Origin of the sequence: Paenibacillus jiangxiensis, assembly GCF_046098255.1 — a bacterium.
GTDB classification, from domain to species: Bacteria; Bacillota; Bacilli; order Paenibacillales; family Paenibacillaceae; genus Paenibacillus; species Paenibacillus jiagnxiensis.
Window position 1 is genome coordinate 131,116 of sequence record NZ_JBJURI010000016.1, and the last position, 19,381, is coordinate 150,496.

At 48.4% G+C, this 19,381-nt stretch carries 22 protein-coding genes and 1 pseudogene; 14 read left to right on the plus strand and 9 right to left on the minus strand.

Annotated elements, in window-relative coordinates:
• Positions 1 to 120 precede the first annotated feature (120 nt).
• Positions 121 to 801, plus strand: a complete 681-nt coding sequence (locus ACI1P2_RS16670) for a hypothetical protein (RefSeq protein ID WP_355320972.1) — start codon at positions 121 to 123, stop codon at positions 799 to 801.
• Here the strand turns inward: ACI1P2_RS16670 and ACI1P2_RS16675 are convergent.
• Positions 751 to 1,029 carry a type II toxin-antitoxin system RelE family toxin gene (locus ACI1P2_RS16675; protein ID WP_355320973.1) on the minus strand — a complete coding sequence of 93 codons (279 nt, stop codon included), beginning with the start codon at positions 1,027 to 1,029 and terminating at the stop codon, positions 751 to 753. The genes ACI1P2_RS16670 and ACI1P2_RS16675 overlap by 51 nt on opposite strands.
• The gene (locus tag ACI1P2_RS16680) at positions 1,029 to 1,361 is read right to left on the minus strand and encodes an AbrB/MazE/SpoVT family DNA-binding domain-containing protein (RefSeq protein ID WP_355320974.1); all 333 of its coding nucleotides are present in this window, start codon (positions 1,359 to 1,361) and stop codon (positions 1,029 to 1,031) included. The genes ACI1P2_RS16675 and ACI1P2_RS16680 overlap by 1 nt, the downstream gene beginning before the upstream one ends.
• 295 nt (positions 1,362 to 1,656) lie before the next feature.
• Here ACI1P2_RS16680 and ACI1P2_RS16685 point away from each other — a divergent pair, with 295 nt between their 5' ends.
• The 5 genes and pseudogenes from ACI1P2_RS16685 to ACI1P2_RS31480 form a co-directional block, all read left to right on the plus strand.
• Positions 1,657 to 1,950 carry a DUF6809 family protein gene (locus ACI1P2_RS16685; RefSeq protein WP_355320975.1) on the plus strand — a complete coding sequence of 98 codons (294 nt, stop codon included), beginning with the start codon at positions 1,657 to 1,659 and terminating at the stop codon, positions 1,948 to 1,950.
• A gap of 77 nt (positions 1,951 to 2,027) precedes the next feature.
• Positions 2,028 to 2,300 carry an AbrB/MazE/SpoVT family DNA-binding domain-containing protein gene (locus tag ACI1P2_RS16690; RefSeq protein WP_355320976.1) on the plus strand — a complete coding sequence of 91 codons (273 nt, stop codon included), beginning with the start codon at positions 2,028 to 2,030 and terminating at the stop codon, positions 2,298 to 2,300.
• Between the two features lie 194 nt (positions 2,301 to 2,494).
• The gene (locus ACI1P2_RS16695; protein WP_355320977.1) at positions 2,495 to 2,710 is read left to right on the plus strand and encodes a hypothetical protein; all 216 of its coding nucleotides are present in this window, start codon (positions 2,495 to 2,497) and stop codon (positions 2,708 to 2,710) included.
• 197 nt (positions 2,711 to 2,907) lie between these two features.
• On the plus strand, positions 2,908 to 3,270 hold the full coding sequence (locus ACI1P2_RS16700) for a hypothetical protein (RefSeq protein WP_355320978.1): 363 nt from the start codon (positions 2,908 to 2,910) through the stop codon (positions 3,268 to 3,270).
• 221 nt (positions 3,271 to 3,491) lie between these two features.
• Positions 3,492 to 3,754 (plus strand): annotated as a pseudogene (locus ACI1P2_RS31480) (transposase); the annotation flags it as partial.
• 39 nt (positions 3,755 to 3,793) lie between these two features.
• Here the strand turns inward: ACI1P2_RS31480 and ACI1P2_RS16710 are convergent.
• Complete coding sequence (locus ACI1P2_RS16710; protein WP_355320980.1) at positions 3,794 to 4,438, minus strand: hypothetical protein; 645 nt, start codon at positions 4,436 to 4,438, stop codon at positions 3,794 to 3,796.
• A gap of 265 nt (positions 4,439 to 4,703) precedes the next feature.
• Here ACI1P2_RS16710 and ACI1P2_RS16715 point away from each other — a divergent pair, with 265 nt between their 5' ends.
• Complete coding sequence (locus ACI1P2_RS16715) at positions 4,704 to 5,711, plus strand: LacI family DNA-binding transcriptional regulator (protein WP_355320981.1); 1,008 nt, start codon at positions 4,704 to 4,706, stop codon at positions 5,709 to 5,711.
• A 62-nt stretch (positions 5,712 to 5,773) separates the two neighbouring features.
• Here ACI1P2_RS16715 and ACI1P2_RS16720 read toward each other — a convergent pair whose 3' ends face one another.
• The 4 genes from ACI1P2_RS16720 to ACI1P2_RS16735 all read right to left on the minus strand — a co-directional run bounded on the left by ACI1P2_RS16720 (position 5,774) and on the right by ACI1P2_RS16735 (position 9,969).
• The gene (locus ACI1P2_RS16720) at positions 5,774 to 6,049 is read right to left on the minus strand and encodes a hypothetical protein (RefSeq protein ID WP_355320982.1); all 276 of its coding nucleotides are present in this window, start codon (positions 6,047 to 6,049) and stop codon (positions 5,774 to 5,776) included.
• Positions 6,050 to 6,321: 272 nt separating this feature from the next.
• A complete protein-coding gene (locus ACI1P2_RS16725) occupies positions 6,322 to 7,827 on the minus strand; it encodes a glycoside hydrolase family 43 protein (RefSeq protein ID WP_355320983.1) in 1,506 nt (501 codons plus the stop codon).
• A 213-nt stretch (positions 7,828 to 8,040) separates the two neighbouring features.
• A complete protein-coding gene (locus ACI1P2_RS16730) occupies positions 8,041 to 9,009 on the minus strand; it encodes an SDR family NAD(P)-dependent oxidoreductase (RefSeq protein WP_355320984.1) in 969 nt (322 codons plus the stop codon).
• 207 nt (positions 9,010 to 9,216) lie between these two features.
• The gene (locus tag ACI1P2_RS16735) at positions 9,217 to 9,969 is read right to left on the minus strand and encodes an SDR family NAD(P)-dependent oxidoreductase (RefSeq protein ID WP_355320985.1); all 753 of its coding nucleotides are present in this window, start codon (positions 9,967 to 9,969) and stop codon (positions 9,217 to 9,219) included.
• A 242-nt stretch (positions 9,970 to 10,211) separates the two neighbouring features.
• On the opposite strand from ACI1P2_RS16735, the gene ACI1P2_RS16740 reads away from it, so the two are divergent.
• Complete coding sequence (locus ACI1P2_RS16740; protein WP_355320986.1) at positions 10,212 to 10,823, plus strand: TetR/AcrR family transcriptional regulator; 612 nt, start codon at positions 10,212 to 10,214, stop codon at positions 10,821 to 10,823.
• Positions 10,824 to 10,847: 24 nt separating this feature from the next.
• Positions 10,848 to 10,976 carry a hypothetical protein gene (locus ACI1P2_RS16745; RefSeq protein WP_355320987.1) on the plus strand — a complete coding sequence of 43 codons (129 nt, stop codon included), beginning with the start codon at positions 10,848 to 10,850 and terminating at the stop codon, positions 10,974 to 10,976.
• A gap of 334 nt (positions 10,977 to 11,310) precedes the next feature.
• Here the strand turns inward: ACI1P2_RS16745 and ACI1P2_RS16750 are convergent, their stop codons facing one another.
• On the minus strand, positions 11,311 to 12,192 hold the full coding sequence (locus tag ACI1P2_RS16750; protein ID WP_355320988.1) for a DMT family transporter: 882 nt from the start codon (positions 12,190 to 12,192) through the stop codon (positions 11,311 to 11,313).
• A 343-nt stretch (positions 12,193 to 12,535) separates the two neighbouring features.
• Between ACI1P2_RS16750 and ACI1P2_RS16755 the strand changes: the two genes are divergently transcribed.
• Positions 12,536 to 13,228 (plus strand): LysR family transcriptional regulator substrate-binding protein, encoded by a 693-nt coding sequence (locus tag ACI1P2_RS16755; RefSeq protein ID WP_355320989.1) that lies wholly within the window; start codon positions 12,536 to 12,538, stop codon positions 13,226 to 13,228.
• A 49-nt stretch (positions 13,229 to 13,277) separates the two neighbouring features.
• On the opposite strand, the gene ACI1P2_RS16760 is transcribed toward ACI1P2_RS16755, so the two are convergent.
• Positions 13,278 to 14,156: an EamA family transporter gene (locus tag ACI1P2_RS16760; protein ID WP_355320990.1), complete on the minus strand. Its 879-nt coding sequence runs from the start codon at positions 14,154 to 14,156 to the stop codon at positions 13,278 to 13,280.
• Between the two features lie 170 nt (positions 14,157 to 14,326).
• Between ACI1P2_RS16760 and ACI1P2_RS16765 the strand changes: the two genes are divergently transcribed.
• From ACI1P2_RS16765 to ACI1P2_RS16780, 4 genes are all read left to right on the plus strand, one after another.
• Positions 14,327 to 15,562: an aminopeptidase gene (locus ACI1P2_RS16765; RefSeq protein ID WP_355320991.1), complete on the plus strand. Its 1,236-nt coding sequence runs from the start codon at positions 14,327 to 14,329 to the stop codon at positions 15,560 to 15,562.
• 83 nt (positions 15,563 to 15,645) lie between these two features.
• Positions 15,646 to 16,680 (plus strand): agmatine deiminase family protein, encoded by a 1,035-nt coding sequence (locus ACI1P2_RS16770; RefSeq protein WP_355320992.1) that lies wholly within the window; start codon positions 15,646 to 15,648, stop codon positions 16,678 to 16,680.
• A 76-nt stretch (positions 16,681 to 16,756) separates the two neighbouring features.
• The gene (gene aguB / locus ACI1P2_RS16775) at positions 16,757 to 17,632 is read left to right on the plus strand and encodes an N-carbamoylputrescine amidase (RefSeq protein WP_355320993.1); all 876 of its coding nucleotides are present in this window, start codon (positions 16,757 to 16,759) and stop codon (positions 17,630 to 17,632) included.
• A gap of 249 nt (positions 17,633 to 17,881) precedes the next feature.
• Positions 17,882 to 19,066 (plus strand): MFS transporter, encoded by a 1,185-nt coding sequence (locus ACI1P2_RS16780; protein ID WP_355320994.1) that lies wholly within the window; start codon positions 17,882 to 17,884, stop codon positions 19,064 to 19,066.
• Positions 19,067 to 19,381 lie beyond the last annotated feature (315 nt).

Sequence of the window (19,381 nt, forward strand, 5' to 3'; positions counted from 1 at the left end):
GGGAGCATACACAATAGCTACAGTAAAATCAGCTAAAGTGAAGATGCCAGGATAACAAATAAGAAACAGGCCGGGCTTTTATTTGTAGTCTGGCCTGTTTTAATTAAGGGGGATAACTAAGTGGAATGGGTAAAGGAAGTATCAAAAGAATATGTTTACAGTCGATTTAATTCTTGTTCCGACCAGGACGGAGAAATAGAGCTATTGAAGAGTAAAGAAAAGACAGGTACAAATAATATCACCACTTTAGCCCAATTTTATCTTGCAATGGCAATACATCATCCCGAAGGAACATATAGCTCCATCCCAATCGCCAATACTTATTCATATGAAAAAATAAAAATAGAATTAAGCCCACATTATAAAAAAGTACAAGTCGTTTATGTGAACAAAATTCCTCAGTTTATAATTTTTCAAAGTGCAAGGAACGAGTCAATTGAACAGATAAAACAATTAGCGCAAATCAATAAAATAAATCCAATCATTGAGGATTTATTTTTAAAACAACCAGAAAAACATGCAATATCATCACCATCAACTCGTTATTACCTTATTAAGAAATCATATATTCAGGATGTTGATAATCCTGACTTTGAACCTGTTTGGAATTTCTTGCAAATGAGCTATGGAAGAGAACGAGGAGTTAGTCTTGTTCCAAATGGATGGAAATTTTACGATGGCTTGTTAACTTCAAAAGCGATTGGCTTTATCGCTAATCGTTGTTATGAACTTGTATTTGCCGTAGATATTTCAACAAATGCTGTAATTGGATTGGATATTTTTTTTGATATATTTGAATGAGTAATTTACCTCGATATGTTCCTCGTAGATTTGATATGCAATGCGGTAACCTATACCCAGGTGAGTAAAAGACCATTTTTTCAAATGCGACAGGTCACCGTGGAGTGGCTCACCGGCATGGGGGGGTTCTGCAATATCATCCAATATACCGAGTACAATCTTAATGATCGGCCTATCCAGCCGCTTCAAATCTTTTTTGGCTTGGTTGGTGACAAATAATTGATACATTATAAGTAGCCCTCTTCGTTAAGCTCCTTTTTCAAATCCTGGAGCGATGTAAGCTCTCCCTGTTCATACTGCTCTTCGGACTCCTTAACGACATTCATAAGAGCTTCGGCTAATTCTTTCTTGCGTTCAGGGATTTTTTCGGCAAAGTCTTCTTCGGAGTACCCTTCGTAAATCAGATCTCGTTTAATAAAATCCTCCAGATCGTCCAGCAAATCCTTTTTATACAAGATCAAACGACCTTGTTTATCGATGTCAATTTTCAGGTTGTCGCGGGGGTTGATATTAAGCTTTTCACGAAGCTCTTTGGGTATTGTAAATTTGTCCGCGTTCATTTACTTGAATGTCGAACATCCAAATTCATCCTTTCGATAATTCAGAATTCTGATTTCATGCTTTCAATATACTACATTAACCCCAACTACACACTTTGAAATCCGATTTTTTACATTGAAGGATTGTACAGTGCAATACATAAACCGCAGTTCATCGAGCGTAACTGTGATTTGAGCAAGGGATATTAGCGATTATTCCGCTAAAATAAAATGTTCTGTCATTTGATAGGGTATGATATGGCAGAGGGACCCTGTGTCCTGGAGATTATATCTGCAAGTACATAGGAGGAGAATAATGGGTATCGTTTTGGAAAATCTATTTTATGGAAACCTTAGACCTGACGAATGCATACACCCTGCAAATTCTGAATATCTCAGCCTTAACCAAAAGATTTCTTCGTTAATGGAAGCCTATCACAAGAAGCTTTCACCAGAAGAGTACAATGAGTTGGAGCAGTTAATTGACTTGTTAGGGCAATCGACATCCATGTACTCTGCTGCCGCGTATACAGAAGGTTTTCGGCTGGGGGCCATGATGATGATTGAAGTGTTTGGGGGAACAGATTTAAAAAGGGAGGGCAATGGGTGAATTTTAATTGAAGAGGAAAATCTAACGTAATAAATGAAAGTAAGGAATGTAAGAATTTATAGGAGAGGATGTTCTTAATGAATATGGAAGTTTCAAGAGTGACATCAAAGGGGCAAATCACAATTCCTAAAACCATCCGCGAACGACTAAATTTACAGGAAGGTGATAAGGTCGCTTTTATTGAGGACGAAAGCGGCAAGATTGTCATTACAAAATCCAGTGTGGTCGCCTTACGCGAATTTTTAGATTCGATGGCGAAGGAGGCCAAGACCAAGGGAGTCAGCGAAGGGGACTTGCTGGACGATTTAGAACAAGTTCGGGAGGAAATGTGGAGTGAACGAAACAAATAGTGGGATGCGTGTCTTTGTGGATTCCAACGTTTTGATCTCTGCCATGCGATTTGACTTCAAAAATCACCCTGTATATACCCAAGTGTTGAGGGTTCCTGGTATATGGTTGCAGAATATGCCGATTCCGTGTATCTTTTTGAAAGTAAGAAAAAAATACTTACTATAAAAATAGACTACATAGGAGGGGAACCGGAATGACCCGTTATCTTTTTGAATATGAGTTGAAATCTACCGGCTACAAAGGCGAATTCAGTTGGGTGGCTGAAAGCGAGGAGCAGGCGAAGACGGCCGTTCATGAGCGCATTGCCGATCTGGAGTTTGTGGACATGGATGATGTGATGGTGGGCAAGCTGCTTAAAACACTGGACGCCACCAATCAATACTATGAATGCGAGGGCTGCAGCTCCTAATCTACAGATGATGTAATGAGTATAAAGGGTCAGGAACAGGTAGAAGCTGCCCACGTTCTTGACCTTTTTTCTTTTGTATTTGGGGTAGGGGAGTACCATTGTAGCTAACCCCACCCGCATTTGTTTATGAAGCAGGGATTCCAAGGTTGTGGTATACTGAATTTAAGTGAAAAATTAAAAATAGGGAGACAGGATCCATGGATAAACTCGACTTGATCCTTCGGAAGCTCGAAGCTCTTGAAGAAGGACAGAAAGCTCTTGAAGAAGGGCAGAAAGCTCTTGAAGAAGGGCAGAAAGAACTAAACCAAATCAGCCGTGCGATTCGAGACCGTCAAGAAGAAACCGATGCAAAGTTAGACGCCATGGCTATGGATGTACATAAACTACACGGCAAGGTAGAGGCACAAAATGAGAAGGTGAATGCCGTATCCGACGAGCTGCACACATTTCGCAGGGACACGAAAAGCAACTTCCGCCAGTTGGAAGGTCACATGCGGATGCTTGACAATGACTTTGAAGTAGCTGTTGAACGCATTGACCAGTTGGAATCCCGTCAATAGGGGTCGCCCTCTACAGCGTGAGGTGTCATCAAATGCCAACTAAAAAAATGAAATAAGTTAATTCGGTCTTCCTGAGCAAAGGATGACTTTTTTGTAATTAATAATGCTTTTACTGCATGGTCTTATTTGTTATAGGTTACCGCGTGAAGAGCAACAGCGGTTGGAGGAAGGACTCGTTCTCAGAGCGTCTCATAACATACAAAAGCCCAAGGTATCGCTAGATCAAAGTTAGCATGAAGTATTTGCGGCTAAAGAACCAGGTAAGGCAAAAGATCCACAGTGAAGAAGGTTATGCCCTGGCCGTAAGGCGCATGATCGAGCCGGAGCCTGTGTTTGGAGATACGAAGAACAACCGAGGTTTTAAAAGGTTCCTGCTTCAAGGCTTACCAAAAGTAGTATGAAGGTCGGGTGGCTTTCCCTTGTCCACAATTTACTCAAAAAAGCTGTCCTGGATGCCAAAAACCAAGGAGCTAAGCGAGAATAGACCGCTCAGCCTTGGTTTGGGACACTTTCTTAAGAGGAATCAGTTGTTGTTATACTTATCTAACGCATCTTGGAAAATAGTCTGGAGTTTGGCCTGTTCCTCTTGGTCGCCTTTAAACTGCAGATCAGCTTGACTAGTCAAGCCTTGGACTTCTTGTGTTGGAACTTTACCGTAGTACACGCCTCTAATATTATAAACTCCGGATTCAGTCAAATTTGGTCTTAAAAACAATAAATATTCTTCATCATTATTCATCAGTTGATAGCCAAGTGAGCTAATGACAATATTACCATCCAATGCTGCATTTTCTTGTACTGTAATCGTTTCGCCTTCTTTTACATTCAGATCGCCTTCGTTTTTAAGGACTTTTTCAACCCAAAATCCTGAAAGCGTCCGATTGTCCGTAGCAAGTCCCTGCTCATCCTTCGTTAGAAGTACTTTCTCCTCATTAAGTTTTTTTCCTTTCACAACTAACTCGGTATCCATGTCTAATTCACCGAAATTTTCATATGTAATTCCATGACCTTGAGAAACAACGTAAGCTGGAGTAGTTTTTTTGACATCCTTACTAACGGCACTAGCTTTTTCACCATCACCAATTCCAGTCGTAGAAATTACAATTAAAGACAACACAAGCAATGATGTCGCTGAAAAGAGAATCTTTTGTTTTTTTGATTTCATCATTTGTCATTACGTCCCTTATTTAATATTTCGTTTAAGACAAATTTCATGAGCTGCTGCTCTTAAACACTTGAATGTTATTAGGGCTGTTCCACGCTGCTAAACCATGTTCATTTCTATAACGCCATTTTCACCCATTTTGTTGCATTTAATGGATAACTTTTTAGCCTCAAGGTATCTCTATAAATCTAAATGTGCTTTTGAAGGATGCTCCTGATATGGTATTGTTGTGATATACGCTAATACGAACGGCAAAGAAGGTGCAAATATGGCAGCCACAATTAAAGATATCGCCAGACTGGCCAACGTATCCCATACCACGGTATCCAGAGCGCTGAACAACAGCCCATTGATCAAGGAGGAGACCAAACGCAAAATTTTGGAGCTGGCCGAGCAGTTAAATTACACTCCAAATTACAATGCCAAAAGCCTCGTGATGCAGCGGTCCCATACGATCGGGTTATTCTTCACCAGCATTTCACGCGGAACGTCTTCCAGCTTTTTTGCGGATACAATCAGGGGAGTGAACTCCGTCATTGATACGCATTTTAACCTGTTTGTGCGTGGAATCGACGAGTTCGGAGATTATTCTTCCATCCATGGCAGGCGGTTCGACGGCATTCTATTGATGAGCCAGAGCGAAAAGGACAACCCTTTTATTGACCATGTGCTGCGGGAGGGCATTCCGCTCGTCGTGCTGAACCGCCAAGTATCGGGCGAGGGAATGATCAATATCATTTCAAATGATATGGAAGGGGCTTATCATGCCGCTTCGTACCTTATTGAATGCGGACATACCCGGGTGGCATTAATCGAGGGCAGGGAGGGGTTCAAGTCTTCACAGCGGAGAAGAGACGGTTTTGTGAAGGCGCTGGTTGAGCATCAGCTGCCGATCCATAATGAATACATGGTTGCAGGCCAGTATGATACCGAGAGCGGAAGCGAGGCAATGAAGCGGCTGCTCGCGCTGGCGGAACCGCCTACTGCGGTTTTTTGCTCCAATGATGATATGGCCATAGGAGCCATGAATGCCGTGTTCGAGCAGGGCATGAGGGTGCCTGAGGATATTTCCATCGTCGGGTTCGATGATATCGGATATTCTCAGTATATGACCCCACCGCTGACAACGGTCAAGAGACCGATCGAACAGATCAGCGCAGCAGGAGCGTCCCATATTCTGGAGCTGATCCAGTCGCCTTCCACTGAAGAAAAATTGATCTATATGGGAACAGAACTGGTTATCCGAAAATCGGTGAAAGCGAGTAGAACGGTATAAATGAAAAAAGAGACAGTGTTCCGATTTGAACAGAGCACTGTCTCTTCTATGTATCCAAAGGATCAGTTCATTGTAGCAACCAGGCCGCCGAGAATAAGCACAAAGACGACGACATAAATAACAACGCCGATGACTGCCCAAAGCAAGGACGCTTTGGCAAAGTTTGCTTTACTAGGATTGGCGCCGCCGCCAAATGCCCATACGAACAGCATAATAATTCCCACAACCGGAATGGCCATGAGCAGAATGGTCAGCATCCAGTCTTTGACACTGACAGGTGCCGACGATTTTGTCGAAACATAATTGTCGGCATAAGGCGAATTAACTTGTGTAGACATTCTTTCATTTTCCCCTTTTCATCAATTTACGGACAGCATTTTATTGGTGTGAAGGGAGTAGCATCCTTTTATACCTATATCTTCTTAGTGCCCGTGACATGAATATATAGGAAAATAGTCCGGACGGCAATAATAATTTGAAATAAAAGTGTCGTTTCCTGCTCTTTATACGAATTTTCATAGGACTACAAATTACAACAAAAAAATGAAGCAAATGGACCTGTGCCACATTCGTGCGGAATACAGGTCCATTTCGTTTAGAACTACTTCACTTACTCAGCCGCATGACTTCCCCAGACAGCCGTACCGTCTCCAGACAGGGCCGAGAAGGTCATGACGTAGCTTTGGGCGCCATTATCCCATTGACGCAGGAGTTTTCCTTTGTAGGTCACCCCGTTCAGCGTAAGGGTTATATTGTTTTTGCCGCTCTTTTTCCACGTTCCCGACACGGTCCCTGTGACTGTGCCGTTCTTGTTCAGCTCGATGGCTGCGGAAGGCTTGATGTCTGCCGATATATCCCTGCCGTGATTCACATATTTATAGACGCCTGCAATCTCCTTAGGCTGAACTGAGGCTTCTGTCTCACTGGCATAGCGATAGGGGGCGATCACCGGCCATCCGTCTTCATTCATCATGACTCTATGCACGCGAACCTGATGCTCTTCACCACGCCCGGGAAAGCGGGTATGGAAGAAGATGAACGTTTCGCCGCTTTTCGGGTCGACATATAGGGAATTATGTCCTGGAGATACATAACCCTGATCTGTGTATTTCTCTCCGTTGAGGGCGGTAAACTTAAAGTTGCCAATGAGCTTGGTCCCATATGGAGCAATAGCCGCATCATCGAAAAAGGTACCGTCTGCCCCTTTGGCGTTGATCATATCCTTGCCTGCCGCGTCTACATAGGGGCCGTCCGGGCTCTTGGAACGAGCAACCCTGATGTTATAGCCCCCGACTGCATCCAATCCGCCAAAGGACAAGTACAAATAATAGTAGTCCGTTTGCGGATTATACACGATATAGGGGGCTTCTATGCGGCTGTGATTGCCGCCCAGCAGCTTTTTGCCATAACCTTGCCCGGGAATCGGTTTGCCGGTCTCAGGGTCCATTTCCATAATAAAAATGCCGCCAGAATATGATCCGTACACCATCCACAGCTTGCCGTTCTTATCGAAGAAAACGTCCGGATCGACGACATTCGGGTGAATGGTCGCATCGTAAATTGTCCCGTCTTCACTGATTTCATCCCACATGCCGGACTTCAAGATAATGCCCGTATCCTTGTAGGGGCCCTCCGGGTGATCGGCGACCGCAATACCCATAGCTGACCGTGGGGAATCCCCCTTGCAGGCGTTGTAATACATATAGTATTTCCCGTCCGCCAGCTGAATGACGTCAGCAGCCCATAATGTATTGCTTTGCGCCCATTCGAACGTTTCACGAAGCTCCTCGAAAACATTGGGGATGAGCGGGTTGTTATGATCTACAACAGTGGAAATTTGCTGCCAGTGCATCAGATCCTGTGTTTTGGCCGAGGCCAAATGAGACCCGAAAACGTAGAAGGAATCTCCGCTTTTAATGACAGAGGGGTCATGAACGGTAACCTCGGAAAAAGAAGGGGCTGCATTCACCTTTTTGTTAACGCTTTCAATGTTGAGCGATGATTCGGCAACCGTTAGTTCAGCAGGAGAGGACATGGCAGTTCCATTGACGATACTGCTGCCGGCCGCGGTCAGGCAGGATAGCAAAACCAAAGCAGTTTTTTTACTTTGTTTCATTAATAAACCATCCTTCCGTATGTATATTGATATACAAATATATTTACAAATTAACATTATTATAAATCACAATGGTTGGCAACCGTTTTTTTCCACATCCAGGATAGTCTTCTGCTGGAGTGGCAGTTGATTTCAGACCAAAAGTAAACCGCCTTCCTGAGGAGGCGGTTAATTGAACTATTATCTATTAGGGTTCAACAGTAAGCTTTTCTTTTAAAAATAAGTGCTTATCAATTCCTCGCTTTTCGCCCAAAGCCGTTCGGCTTTGTTAGCGTCGAGCGCATACGACCTTACGCCGTCGGCAAACGGGTTGGGCGTGTCATCGATCGGCACGACAGCGCAATCTTCGAGATAGCGTCCGCCGATTTCGTCTTTGTCAGCCACGACTGCGGCCCAGACCGACGTTGCGGCTGCCTGAGCGATTTCTTTGAGCTCCGCTGGTGCAAGACCCGCTTCGGCGCGAGCTTTGCGGGCTGACTCGAAAAGACCCTGCAAGTCTTCCTGCGAGAAATGCCGCGGGAGATCGGTAAGACTATTTCCGGGCATCACCGAGGCAGCGCGGATGCCACGATTGCGATGCCGTTTATCGAATTCCGCTGCGAAGAGAGTAGTAGCCGTTTTCGATCGGCCGTAGGCGACAAATGGGTCGTATGCCTGTTGCTCGAAATTCGGATCGTCCAGGTCAACATCGGCGGCACGATGAGCTTGGGACGACAGCATAACCAAGCGCCCGTTATCGATGAGCAGCGGCTCGATCCGATTGATCAAAGCGAAATGACCAAGATAGTTCGTCCCGAACTGGATTTCGAAGCCGTCGACCGTCCGACCGAACGGGGTTGCCATGATACCAGCGTTGGCGATGATGGCGTCGAACCGCTGGCCGTTGGCCAACAGTTTATCCGCGCAGGCGCGAACGCTTTGCAAGGATGCCAGATCGAGCTCAATCAACTCTAGGCTGCCGCCTCCTTGCGCCGCGGCGTCAAGGATCGATGCAGTGGCCGCTTCGGCTTTGGCGAGGTCTCTGACCGTGCCAACGACGCTGGCGCCGTGAGACACCAGTGAGCGGGCGGTTTCGAGGCCAATGCCCGATGATACACCTGTAATGAGAAATCGTTTTCCCTTGAGATCAACGCCGGAAAGCACCTGATCGGCTGTTGACTTTGCATCGAATTTCCTGGACATATGTCTTCTCCTTTAATTGCATGTTTATTAAGAGCTTTGCTTTTCTTCGGCCCGATCTTTGACATACCTAAGCCGAGCGCTTTGCTGCATCAGATCGGCAGGTTCAAAGATCACAATACACTCCTTGGTCGGTTAACTGCGATCACAACTAGCGGACGTCAGAATGCTTGGCAGGTACCCATGCATGGGCACTTGCTCCGGACAGTCTTATGCGCCGGCTATATTGAGGGTCTCACCGGTGATGTAGCCCCCATGTGGTCCGGCGAGGAAGCAGACGGCCTCTGCCACCTCTTCAAGGGTTGCAAAGCGACGGATCGCATGCATGTCCAGGAAGGTTTCAAGGGGTGGAAGATGATCGGCAACATCCTTGTTCATGTCCGTGGGCATGGCGCCTGGCTGCACGACATTTACAGTGATATTGCGGGGGCCGAGGTCGCGCGCGATGCCCCTCGCATATCCGGCGAGCGCTGCCTTCGTTCCGGCGTAGTCGGCGACTCCTCTAAAGGGCACGAAATCGCCGAGCCGAGAGCCGATAAAAATAATGCGGCCTCCGTCCGCTAGTTTGGGTGCCGCCGCGCGGGTATTGGCGATTGATCCCATGACATTGACTTGCCACTGCCGATTGTATTTTTCTTCGTCGAAGCCGGGATCATCTACCGTCTGGCCCTGGATCGCGATGCCGGCGTTGTTCACGAGGATGTCGAGCTTGCCGAATTCGGCAATCACCGAGTTAATTAGGGGCTTGGCAGAAGAAAGGTCCGCTTGGTCGCTTTTGATTGCCAATGCACGAACACCCTTGGCCTTTAGCTTCTCCACGACAGCCTCTGCCTTTTCGGGCGAAGCCGCGTAGCTAATCGCAACATCCGCTCCGTGATCGGCAAACGCTTCCGCCGTAGCGGCGCCAAGTCCGCGTGAGCCGCCCGTAATGAGGACAACCTTGCCCTTTAATGATTTTTGCATGAAAATAACCTCCTTCAATGATTTCAGAATGATAGAGAACCACTTTGTACGTGGCCGAACGCCCTTGCCCCGGGAATCGGCGCCATTTCATAACGGTCATTACAGTAACGGATGTTACACAATTTATTGCGCACTGTCAAGCGCTCTATCTCCTTGCCCGAAGGATTGGCAGCGATCTGTAACGTGTGTTATGATAACGTATAGTATGAAAATTGGACATAGAAGGCGAGGTGATCTGACTGATGGGACGTAACCGCGAGTTTGATGTGGATCAGGCACTGGAAGCGGCACTTTACGTGTTTTGGCGCAAAGGCTACGAGGGTGCGTCGTACACCGATCTGACACAGGCCACAGGTGTCGAACGACCCGCGCTCTACTCGGCGTTTGGCAACAAGGAAGCGTTGTTTCGCCGCGCGCTGGCGCGCTATTACGAGCACTACCTGGATTTCTTCCCGGCGGCGTTGGAGATGCCGACCTCACGAGAGGTGGCCGCACACATCCTCCGCAGTGCAGCCGCACTGCATACCCGTTACCCGGATCGCAAGGGATGTCTGGGAATCCACGGCGCCTTGGCTGGCTCGGACGATGCCGAACCAATTCGACGTGCCCTGATCGATGCGCGTGCGAACGGAGAGGCGTCGCTGCGTGATCGCTTCGAACGGGCAAAGCAGGAGGGAGATCTGCCGGAGACCGCTAACTGTGCTGTGTTAGCTGCGTTCGTGATGGCAGTGTCCCACGGTATGGCTGTTCAAGCCAAGGCCGGCTTCAGTCGCGAAATGTTAGAGGCTGTTGCTGAGCAAGCGCTCTCCACGTGGCCTACCGGCAGTTCCGCACTTTCCGGAAAGTCATCCTAAACCTTAGTGCAAAAGGACATCGATATGCAAAAACGCAAACTTGGCAGTAATGGTACCGAAGTCTCGGCAACCGGCTACGGTGCCATGGGATTCCATCTGGTATATGGCTCCGCCGACGAGCAGGACGGGCTAAAAACCATTCATCGTGTATAGAATGTTGGCGCTACCCTTTAGCGTACGTTTTTCGTGTTTTGTTGGCGGGATCCCAAAATAAAATTACAGGGAATCGGTGATTGCTTTTTGTTATTTTTAAAGTGGAAGTGCGCACAAATGCAGCGGAGAGAACGAAGCAATTCCGGAAAAGCGGCAGCGCTCGCCTTTGACCCCAAATTTCATCCACTAAAAAATAAGATCAATAGAAATTTGGGGTCAACAGCGATTGTAGGAATGGTTCGTTCTCGGAGCCTCTTACAACATACGAAGAAGTGCCCCGGGTCAATGAATCTTTCGAGGCAGTTCCATCATAAACGCAATTTTGTTTCAGGCCTCAACCTGTATGAGCCTGTGCTGGAGTATTGGCTGAACTAGCAGGCTGATTCGCAATGAACACTCCCATCAGAATAAGACCGGCGCCGATATAACCTTGCAGCCCCATGATTTCATTCAGGAAGGCAAAGGCGAATATGGCCGAAAAAACCGGCTCAAGCGAGAACAGGAATCCCACACTTTCAGGGGTGGTGTACTTATGTGTGATCGATTGCATGACAAACCCATAAGCGCTGCATATCAAGGCCAGGCCAAGCACGGCCACCCAGTGAACGGGAGTTGACGGCAGTACAGGTTGTTCGAAAACCAGCATTCCAACCGATGCAAACAACGCAGCAAAGCCCAGTTGATAAATGCCTAATTGCAGCGAATCCACTTCACGCACAAACCGGTTTGAAACGATAATATGAATGGCATACAACAGTGCTGCGGCCAGGCAATAAACTGAGCCGATATCCAAAGCAAATCGGTCCCCGCTGGTCAGCAGTAACAGCCCGGCAGATACGACGATCACGCCGAGCATGATTTTGGAATTCGGCAGCTTGCGGGTGATGATGGCCAGAAGGATGGGAACCATGATCACCGTCGTGCTGGTCAGGAAGCCAGCCGAGGAAGCGGTGGTGGTTTTCAGCCCATACAGCAAGCCGGTGAAAAGTCCGCATAATAGCGCGCCGCAAATGGCGCTGTACTTCAAGGTCTTTACATCAACCTTTCTTATTTTCGGGAAGAAGACAAGAGCGGTTATAAGAAAAGCAATTCCGCATCTCAGCGCAGTCATGTTGAATGGGGGAATTCCTTGAACGCCCAGCTTCATTAATAGGTACGATAACCCCCAGGCTAAGGATACCGTTGTTAAAATCAAATTCGCTTTCTTCTGAGTCATGATGTCCACCTTTTACTTGGAATTGCAGCGTCTTAATGCAGCATCTTGAATCCCATCTTAGCCAAAGGCAGTATATAAGAGAAGCGAATATATATGATGCTGAATATTACATTTTCTAATATGGCGGTGCCTGAGTGAAAAGATCTAAATACGAGGTATTTGTAAAAGTGGTGGAGTTCGGAGCCTGTCACGCGCGGCGGAGTATTGCAACTACTCCCAGTCTGCGGTTAGCCAAATCATCAGCTCCCTGGAAAATGAGCTAGGCATCAAGCTGCTCAACCGGAGCCATGCTGGGGTCTGGCTTACATCGGACGGGGAGCAGCTGCTGCCATATATCCGAAATTTGAGCAGTGCACATCATGAGCTGTCCGATAAAGTGTTTGAATTGCTGGGCATTGAAAGCGGGCTGATCCGGATCGGCTCTTTTTCCAGCGTCTCCTGCCACTTGCTGCCGCCGATTCTTAAAGATTTCAAAGCAGTACGCCCGAATATCAGGTTTGAGCTGCTGCAAGGGGATTATCGCGAAATTGAGCAGTGGATTGCGGACGGGACGGTTGATTTCGGGTTTGTGGTACAGCCCGCCTTAAAAGAGTTTGAGGTCATTCCCATTTGCGAAGACAGAATGCTGGCAGTTCTTCCTGCAACTCATACATATGCCGATCATGAGCTTGTCCCTTTGCAGCTTTTTGAGCAAGAGCCCGTTATACTGCTGGATGAAGGCACGAAAAAGGAAGTGCTGGAAATGTTCCGCAGACATCATATGAAGCCCCGCATTGAGTATCGCTCGGAGGATGATTACACCATCATGTCCATGGTAGAAAACGAGCTGGGCATCAGCATACTGGCTGAGCTGGTCTTAAACAGAAATCCTTACCGTATTGTCGGCAAGGAAACAAATCCCGGTTTTTCAAGGAAAATAGGCATTGCCATCAAAAATAAAAGCCAGGCGTCCATGGCTGTCCGATGCTTTCTTGATTATGTAATAGAGAATAAAGAGCGCTATATCACCAGTCCTTTAAAATATTCCGCCAGCTGATTCGCATGCCACGGCATAAAAACGAGCTGGCGGCAAAGAAGTTATGTATTTAACTTCCAAATAACCTCATGACCAGAATACCCGCAAATGCGGTAACTAATCCGGCTGTTTCCAGCCTGCTGAACCGGTCCCTAACCACAAAGCGCGTATACAGCAGGATGATGACGACATTAAGAGCGGCAACGGCCGATACCAGGCCGGCTTTGCCATAATCAAAAGCGGTCAGAATCATGACCATGCCGACTGCATTGGTGATGCCAACACCCATACCGATAAGGAAAGTTTTTTGGGCCGACCAGGCAGATTTATGCCTGGATATCGTCACAGGTTTGGCAGACTGCTTCCGGTAATCCAGCAAGCTTCCCGCCCCAAAGCAAAGCGTCCCGGTAAAGAACATGCAAACCAGCGTTGGAAACATGGGCGCTTCGAGCAGGGTAGACCATTTGCCCGTTAAATCATTTCCCGCAAAGAGAACGAGCGCAATCAATCCCCACTGCGCCCCCTGCAGGTTTTTTAGCGAAATATCATTGGAATACCTGACCAGGAGCACACCGCTGACGATGATCATGAATGCGATAAACTGTATCAGATTAAGCCGTTCACCCCAGATCAAATAAGCGCCAATCACCACCAGTACCGCCGGCAAGGCCGTCAGAATGGCAACGACGGATGCCTTGCCGACCTTGAAGCCCTGGAAGAGGCTTGCATTGGCCGCAAAAGAGAACAGCCCCATCTGGATGCCGACCAGGGCGGAAGCAGTCCAGTCTTGTTGATATATCAGGCTGCAGACCAGACTGATCAATCCGCCCATAAAAAAAGTGCCGCAAAGCAGCATGTTGCGCTGGACGGATTGCTGGCTCGTCCAGTGATACAAAATTCCGCGCAGCCCGAAGCATACGGCGGAAAGCAGAGCAAAAATAAGCCACATTTGAGCTGAAACCCCTTTCTGTATTTTAAATAGTAAACAATTCATGCTGAACCAGCAACCATATATTGGGGCCGTATTTGTTTTTTCGCCATTGCTTTGCAAGCGCACCGATACAGGCGTATGATGGAAAGCGGCGGTTTATATTTTACATAACAGGAGTGTGCAAGATAATGAAAGATTTCGACAATTTGCTGGAACAATACGCCGAATTGGTTGTTAAGGTGGGGGTGAATGTCCAGCCAGGCCAGGTGCTCATGGTGACTTCGCCGCTTGAAACGGTGGAATTTACGCGGCTGATCGTCAAGAAGGCTTATGAGGCCGGAGCCAAATACGTGCAGGTTGACTTTGAGGATGAACAGATCGTTCGCAGCCGCTACGAGTATGCCGACGACAGCACTCTCGATTATTTTCCGGCCTGGAAGGCGAAAATGCTGGAGAAGTTTGCGGAAGAGGGCGGGGCCACTTTGACGATCCGGGTGCCGGATCCGGAGCTGTACAAGGGGATTGATTCGCAGAAGGTCGCCCGTTCCACCAAAGCGGCAGCCCAGGCAAGACGTGCTTTTGCCGATTATACGCGCAACAGCAAAATCAGCTGGTGCTTGATCAAGGCGCCGACCAGAGCATGGGCCAACAAAGTATTTGCCGATATTCCCGAGGAAGAGCGGATCAGTGTCATGTGGGACACCATTTTCAAAATGAACCGTGTCGACGGCGGGGATGCCGTTCAGAACTGGCATGAGCACCTGGGCCGACTCATGGAGCTGCGGCAGAAGCTTAACGGCAAAAGATACAAAAGCCTCCATTATCGCGCGCCCGGCACGGATTTGCACATCGAGCTGGCCGAGGGGCATATTTGGCACGGAGGAGCAAGCCAGACCCAGGATGGGACATCTGTTGTACATAACATGCCGACGGAAGAAGTTTTTACAATGCCCAAGCGGGACGGCGTAAACGGTTATGTGACCAGCACCATGCCGCTGAATTTGAACGGCCGGCTCGTGGACCGCATCCGCTTTACCTTCAAGGATGGGAAAGTAACGGAATTTACAGCCGGGTCGGGCGAAGAGCATCTGGCAAGTCTGCTTGCAACGGACGAGGGAGCCAGTTACTTGGGCGAGGTCGCCCTGGTGCCTTATGATTCGCCGATTTCGAATTTGAACCGGATCTTCTACAATACCGGCGTTGACGAAAATGCCTCCTGTCACCTGGCTCTAGGCAGTGCTTATCCGACCAATATCGAGAACGGCACGCAGATGAATAACGAAGAGCTGCTGCGGCACGGATGCAATGTCAGCCTGATTCACACCGACTTTATGATCGGCTCGGCCGAGCTTGATATTGACGGAGAGCTGCAGGACGGAAGCATCGAGCCTGTTTTCCGCAAAGGGAATTGGGTCATTGATTGAGTCGGAGGGCAACTTATTGTATTATGTTGTAGGTGCCCGCAGAGCGGGTGATCACATTCTATAGTAAAGAGAGCTTAGAACTTATGAATTCAACCCATTTGAACTATACAATGCCGCCTGAATGGGCTCGGCATGAAAGAACTTTTATATCCTGGCCAGTGCGTGAATCCATGGTATATCCGGACACACATCCCGCCGTATGTGACGGTTATGCGGAGATCGTGCGCGCCATGGCGGAATTCGAGCCTGTGACGGTCGTTGTTAATCCGGAGGACTTGGAAACTGTGCAGAAGTTCGGCTTTGGGCAGCAGGTCGAGCTGCTGCCTATCGAGCACAGCGACGCCTGGCTGCGGGATAACGGACCGACCTTTGTGAAGAACGATAAGGGAGAGCTGGCCGGAATCAACTGGAGATTCAACGCCTGGGGAGGCAAATACGCGCCTTGGGATCTGGACGATCAGCTCGCACCCCGCATTCTTGAGAAGCTGAACGTTCCCTGCATCGATGCGCCTCTTATTATGGAAGGCGGCTCCATTCACGTGGACGGGGAGGGCACATTGATTACGACGGAAGAATGCCTCCTGAACCCGAACCGGAATCCGGAGCTGTCGAAGGCGGATATTGAAGAATATTTGCGGAAATATACAGGGGTCAGCAAAATTATCTGGCTGAAAAGAGGACTAAGCGGCGACGAGACGGACGGCCATGTTGACAATATCGCCTGCTTTGCTGCTCCGGGCAAGATTCTGATCCAAGTATGCGATGATCCGTCGGACGAGAATTATGAGATTTCTCGAGAGAACCTGGAGATATTGCGGCAGGAGACGGATGCCAAGGGGAGAAAGCTCGAGATTATTCCCATTCAGCAGCCGCCACAAAGAATGCATGAAGACAGCCGTTTAACGCTGAGCTACATTAATTTTTACTTCGTTAACGGCGGAATTATCCTGCCTGTCTTTGGCGGCGAGGCGGAAGAGAGCGACCGTCAGGCTGCGCAGCGGCTGTCCGAGGTGTTCCCTGACCGGAAAATCCGTGCGGTGGACGGCATGGCTGTCATTAAGGAAGGCGGGAATGTGCACTGCACCACTCAGCAAATGCCGGCTGCCGGAACTGTATAACAGATTGTCCGGTATCCGTTTTGGTTAATATATCAACATGTATTATGGAGGAGCCCATTCAGAGGAGGATAAGTGCTTGAGAAAAGTAAAAGTGGCGGCTACACAAATGAGCTGTTCAGCCAACATTGATGAGAATATAGCGAAAGCCGATAAGCTGGTAAAAGAAGCTGCGGCGCAGGGCGCCCAGATTATTTTGCTGCAGGAGCTGTTTGAAACCCCGTATTTCTGCCAGAAGGAGAAAGCCGATTACTTTGCTCTGGCTACGGAATTGGAGGCCAACAAAGCGATCAGCCATTTCAGAAAAGTCGCCAAGGAATTAAAAGTGGTGCTGCCGATTAGCTTTTACGAGAAAAAGAACTATGCGCGCTACAACTCCCTGGCCGTCATTGATGCGGACGGGGAAGTGCTGGGCAAGTACCGTAAAAGCCATATCCCTGACGGGCCGGGTTATGAAGAGAAGTTTTATTTCAACCCTGGTGACACTGGCTTTAAGGTGTGGAATACCCGTTACGCCAAAATCGGGGTAGGCATCTGCTGGGATCAATGGTACCCGGAAGCGGCGAGAGTGATGACGCTGATGGGAGCGGAAATTTTGTTTTATCCGACTGCCATCGGTACCGAACCGCAGGATTCTTCCATTGATTCGAAGGATCATTGGCAGACCGTCATGCTGGGACATGCAGCGGCCAATCTGATTCCTGTTGTGGCGTCCAACCGGATTGGTGTGGAAGAGGATGACGAATCGAAAATTACGTTCTACGGATCCTCCTTTATCGCGGGTCCGCAGGGGCAGAAGGTTGCCGAGGCCGGTCGTACTGAGCAGACTGTGCTTACAGCGGAATTTGATCTGGACGAGCTGGAAACCGGGCGGATCGAATGGGGCATTTTCCGGGACCGCCGCCCTGATTTGTATAAACTGATTGCCACGTATGATGGTGAGCAAAACGTGTAATACGGGTAAAAAGCAGACCTTTACGGGTCTGTTTTTTGTTCCCCGATAAGCAGCATATTTTTATATTGACTTGTTGATGGCCGGGAGTAGAATGAGTGAAGAAAGTACCATCGTGGCAGTTGCCGACTGTCGAAGGAGTGCATATCCATCGCTAATACAGTTCATCCAGTAAAACGTCCTTTTCGTCCGCGGCGGCGCGGAAAGCTCTCGGAGCAGCGCAGGCAGATTCGGATCGCGACCTGGGAGGGAGTGCCGTCCACCATATTTCAGGTGCTTCTGGGCGGCCCGTTTCTTACCGGTTTTCTGCTCTATCTGGGAGCCAATTCGAGTCAAATCGGTTTTGTATTGGCTGTTACCACATTGGTAAACATTACGCAGCTTGGTGTTGCATACGGAATCCAGCGCATTCGCAGCCGCCGGACGGCCCTGATATGGTTTATTGCCGTACACCGGCTTTTGTGGGCGGGAACCGGACTGATCCCGTTTTTGTTTCCCAAGGATGTATGGGTGAGCGTGTATATCGTGACCTACACAATAGCCTTCATGGCGAACGCGGTGTCAGCCATGCTGTGGACTTCACTCATCAGCGACCTTATCCCTGCCAAGGTGCGTGGACGGCACTTCGGGATTCGCAACACGGTGCTGAATGCCCTGAGCAGTGTCTGTCTGTTTGCGGGTGGCATACTGCTTGACCGTTATCCTGGCGGGGAAGGTTTTTTGCTGCTCTTTATACCGATCTGGATATGCGCAGTTGCAAATATCGTCATCTACTTTTTTTATCCGGATTTACCTTTTGAACGATCAAAAGAAACCGCTTTCCTGCCCATGGTCCGCAAGCCCTTGCAAGATGCCGGGTTTATGAAGGCTGCCGGTTTTCTTGCCGGCTGGCTGCTCATGCAGACGCTGATCGTACCGCTTTATTCTTATGCCATGCTTGAGTTAATGCGGCTCAGCTACAGTACCGTTTCTGTTTTAACGGTGATCCAGACCGTTGCCATGATGATCAGCTTTTACGTATGGGGCAACCTGAACGCCCGCTACAGCAACAAAAAGCTGCTCTTCTGGACACTTCCGTTAATCGCAGGCTCCTGCCTGTCCTGGGGGATGCTGTCGGTACTGCCGGCGCTGCCAGTGTTGATCATATCTCATATATTGCTTGGAGCCGGCATAGGCGGCTTCAATCAGTTGGCTTTTAACTTCACCATCGGCGATACGCCCAAGAGTGAACGGCCGATGTATGTGGCCATGTATTCATCGTTAACCGGCCTGACCTCATTCCTGGGACCGCTTGCAGGCGGAGCTGCCTATCAGTGGATGAAGAGCTGGCACCCGGCGTTAGACTGGTTTGAATTATTCGGATTTCCGGCATGCATTGGTGTGCTGATGCTGGTCATGGCATTTACGTTGGGAAAACGCATTTTGACCGCAGATTGATTGGGCTTAAATTTTGGCTTGGCATAAAAATCGGTGCTTGATGAACGGGTAAGCTTCGAATGATCTATCGATCTGGAACGTTTACTAAGCTAACGGTTGTCATTGCTCTTATTTGGGCGAAAAAGCGAAGGTTTCATTTTTAACGGTCGCAGGCGCGCTTATTTTGGGGAGACCGTCCCTTTATCGCCGAAATACGGAAAATAGGCTCGCTGGCACCCGTTACATTTTATAGGACTCTGGTAGCGTCAAGAAGTTTGTGTATGGAAGATGTAGGGGTATTCAGTGGGACACTGAATACCGAGATTTTGTAATGTT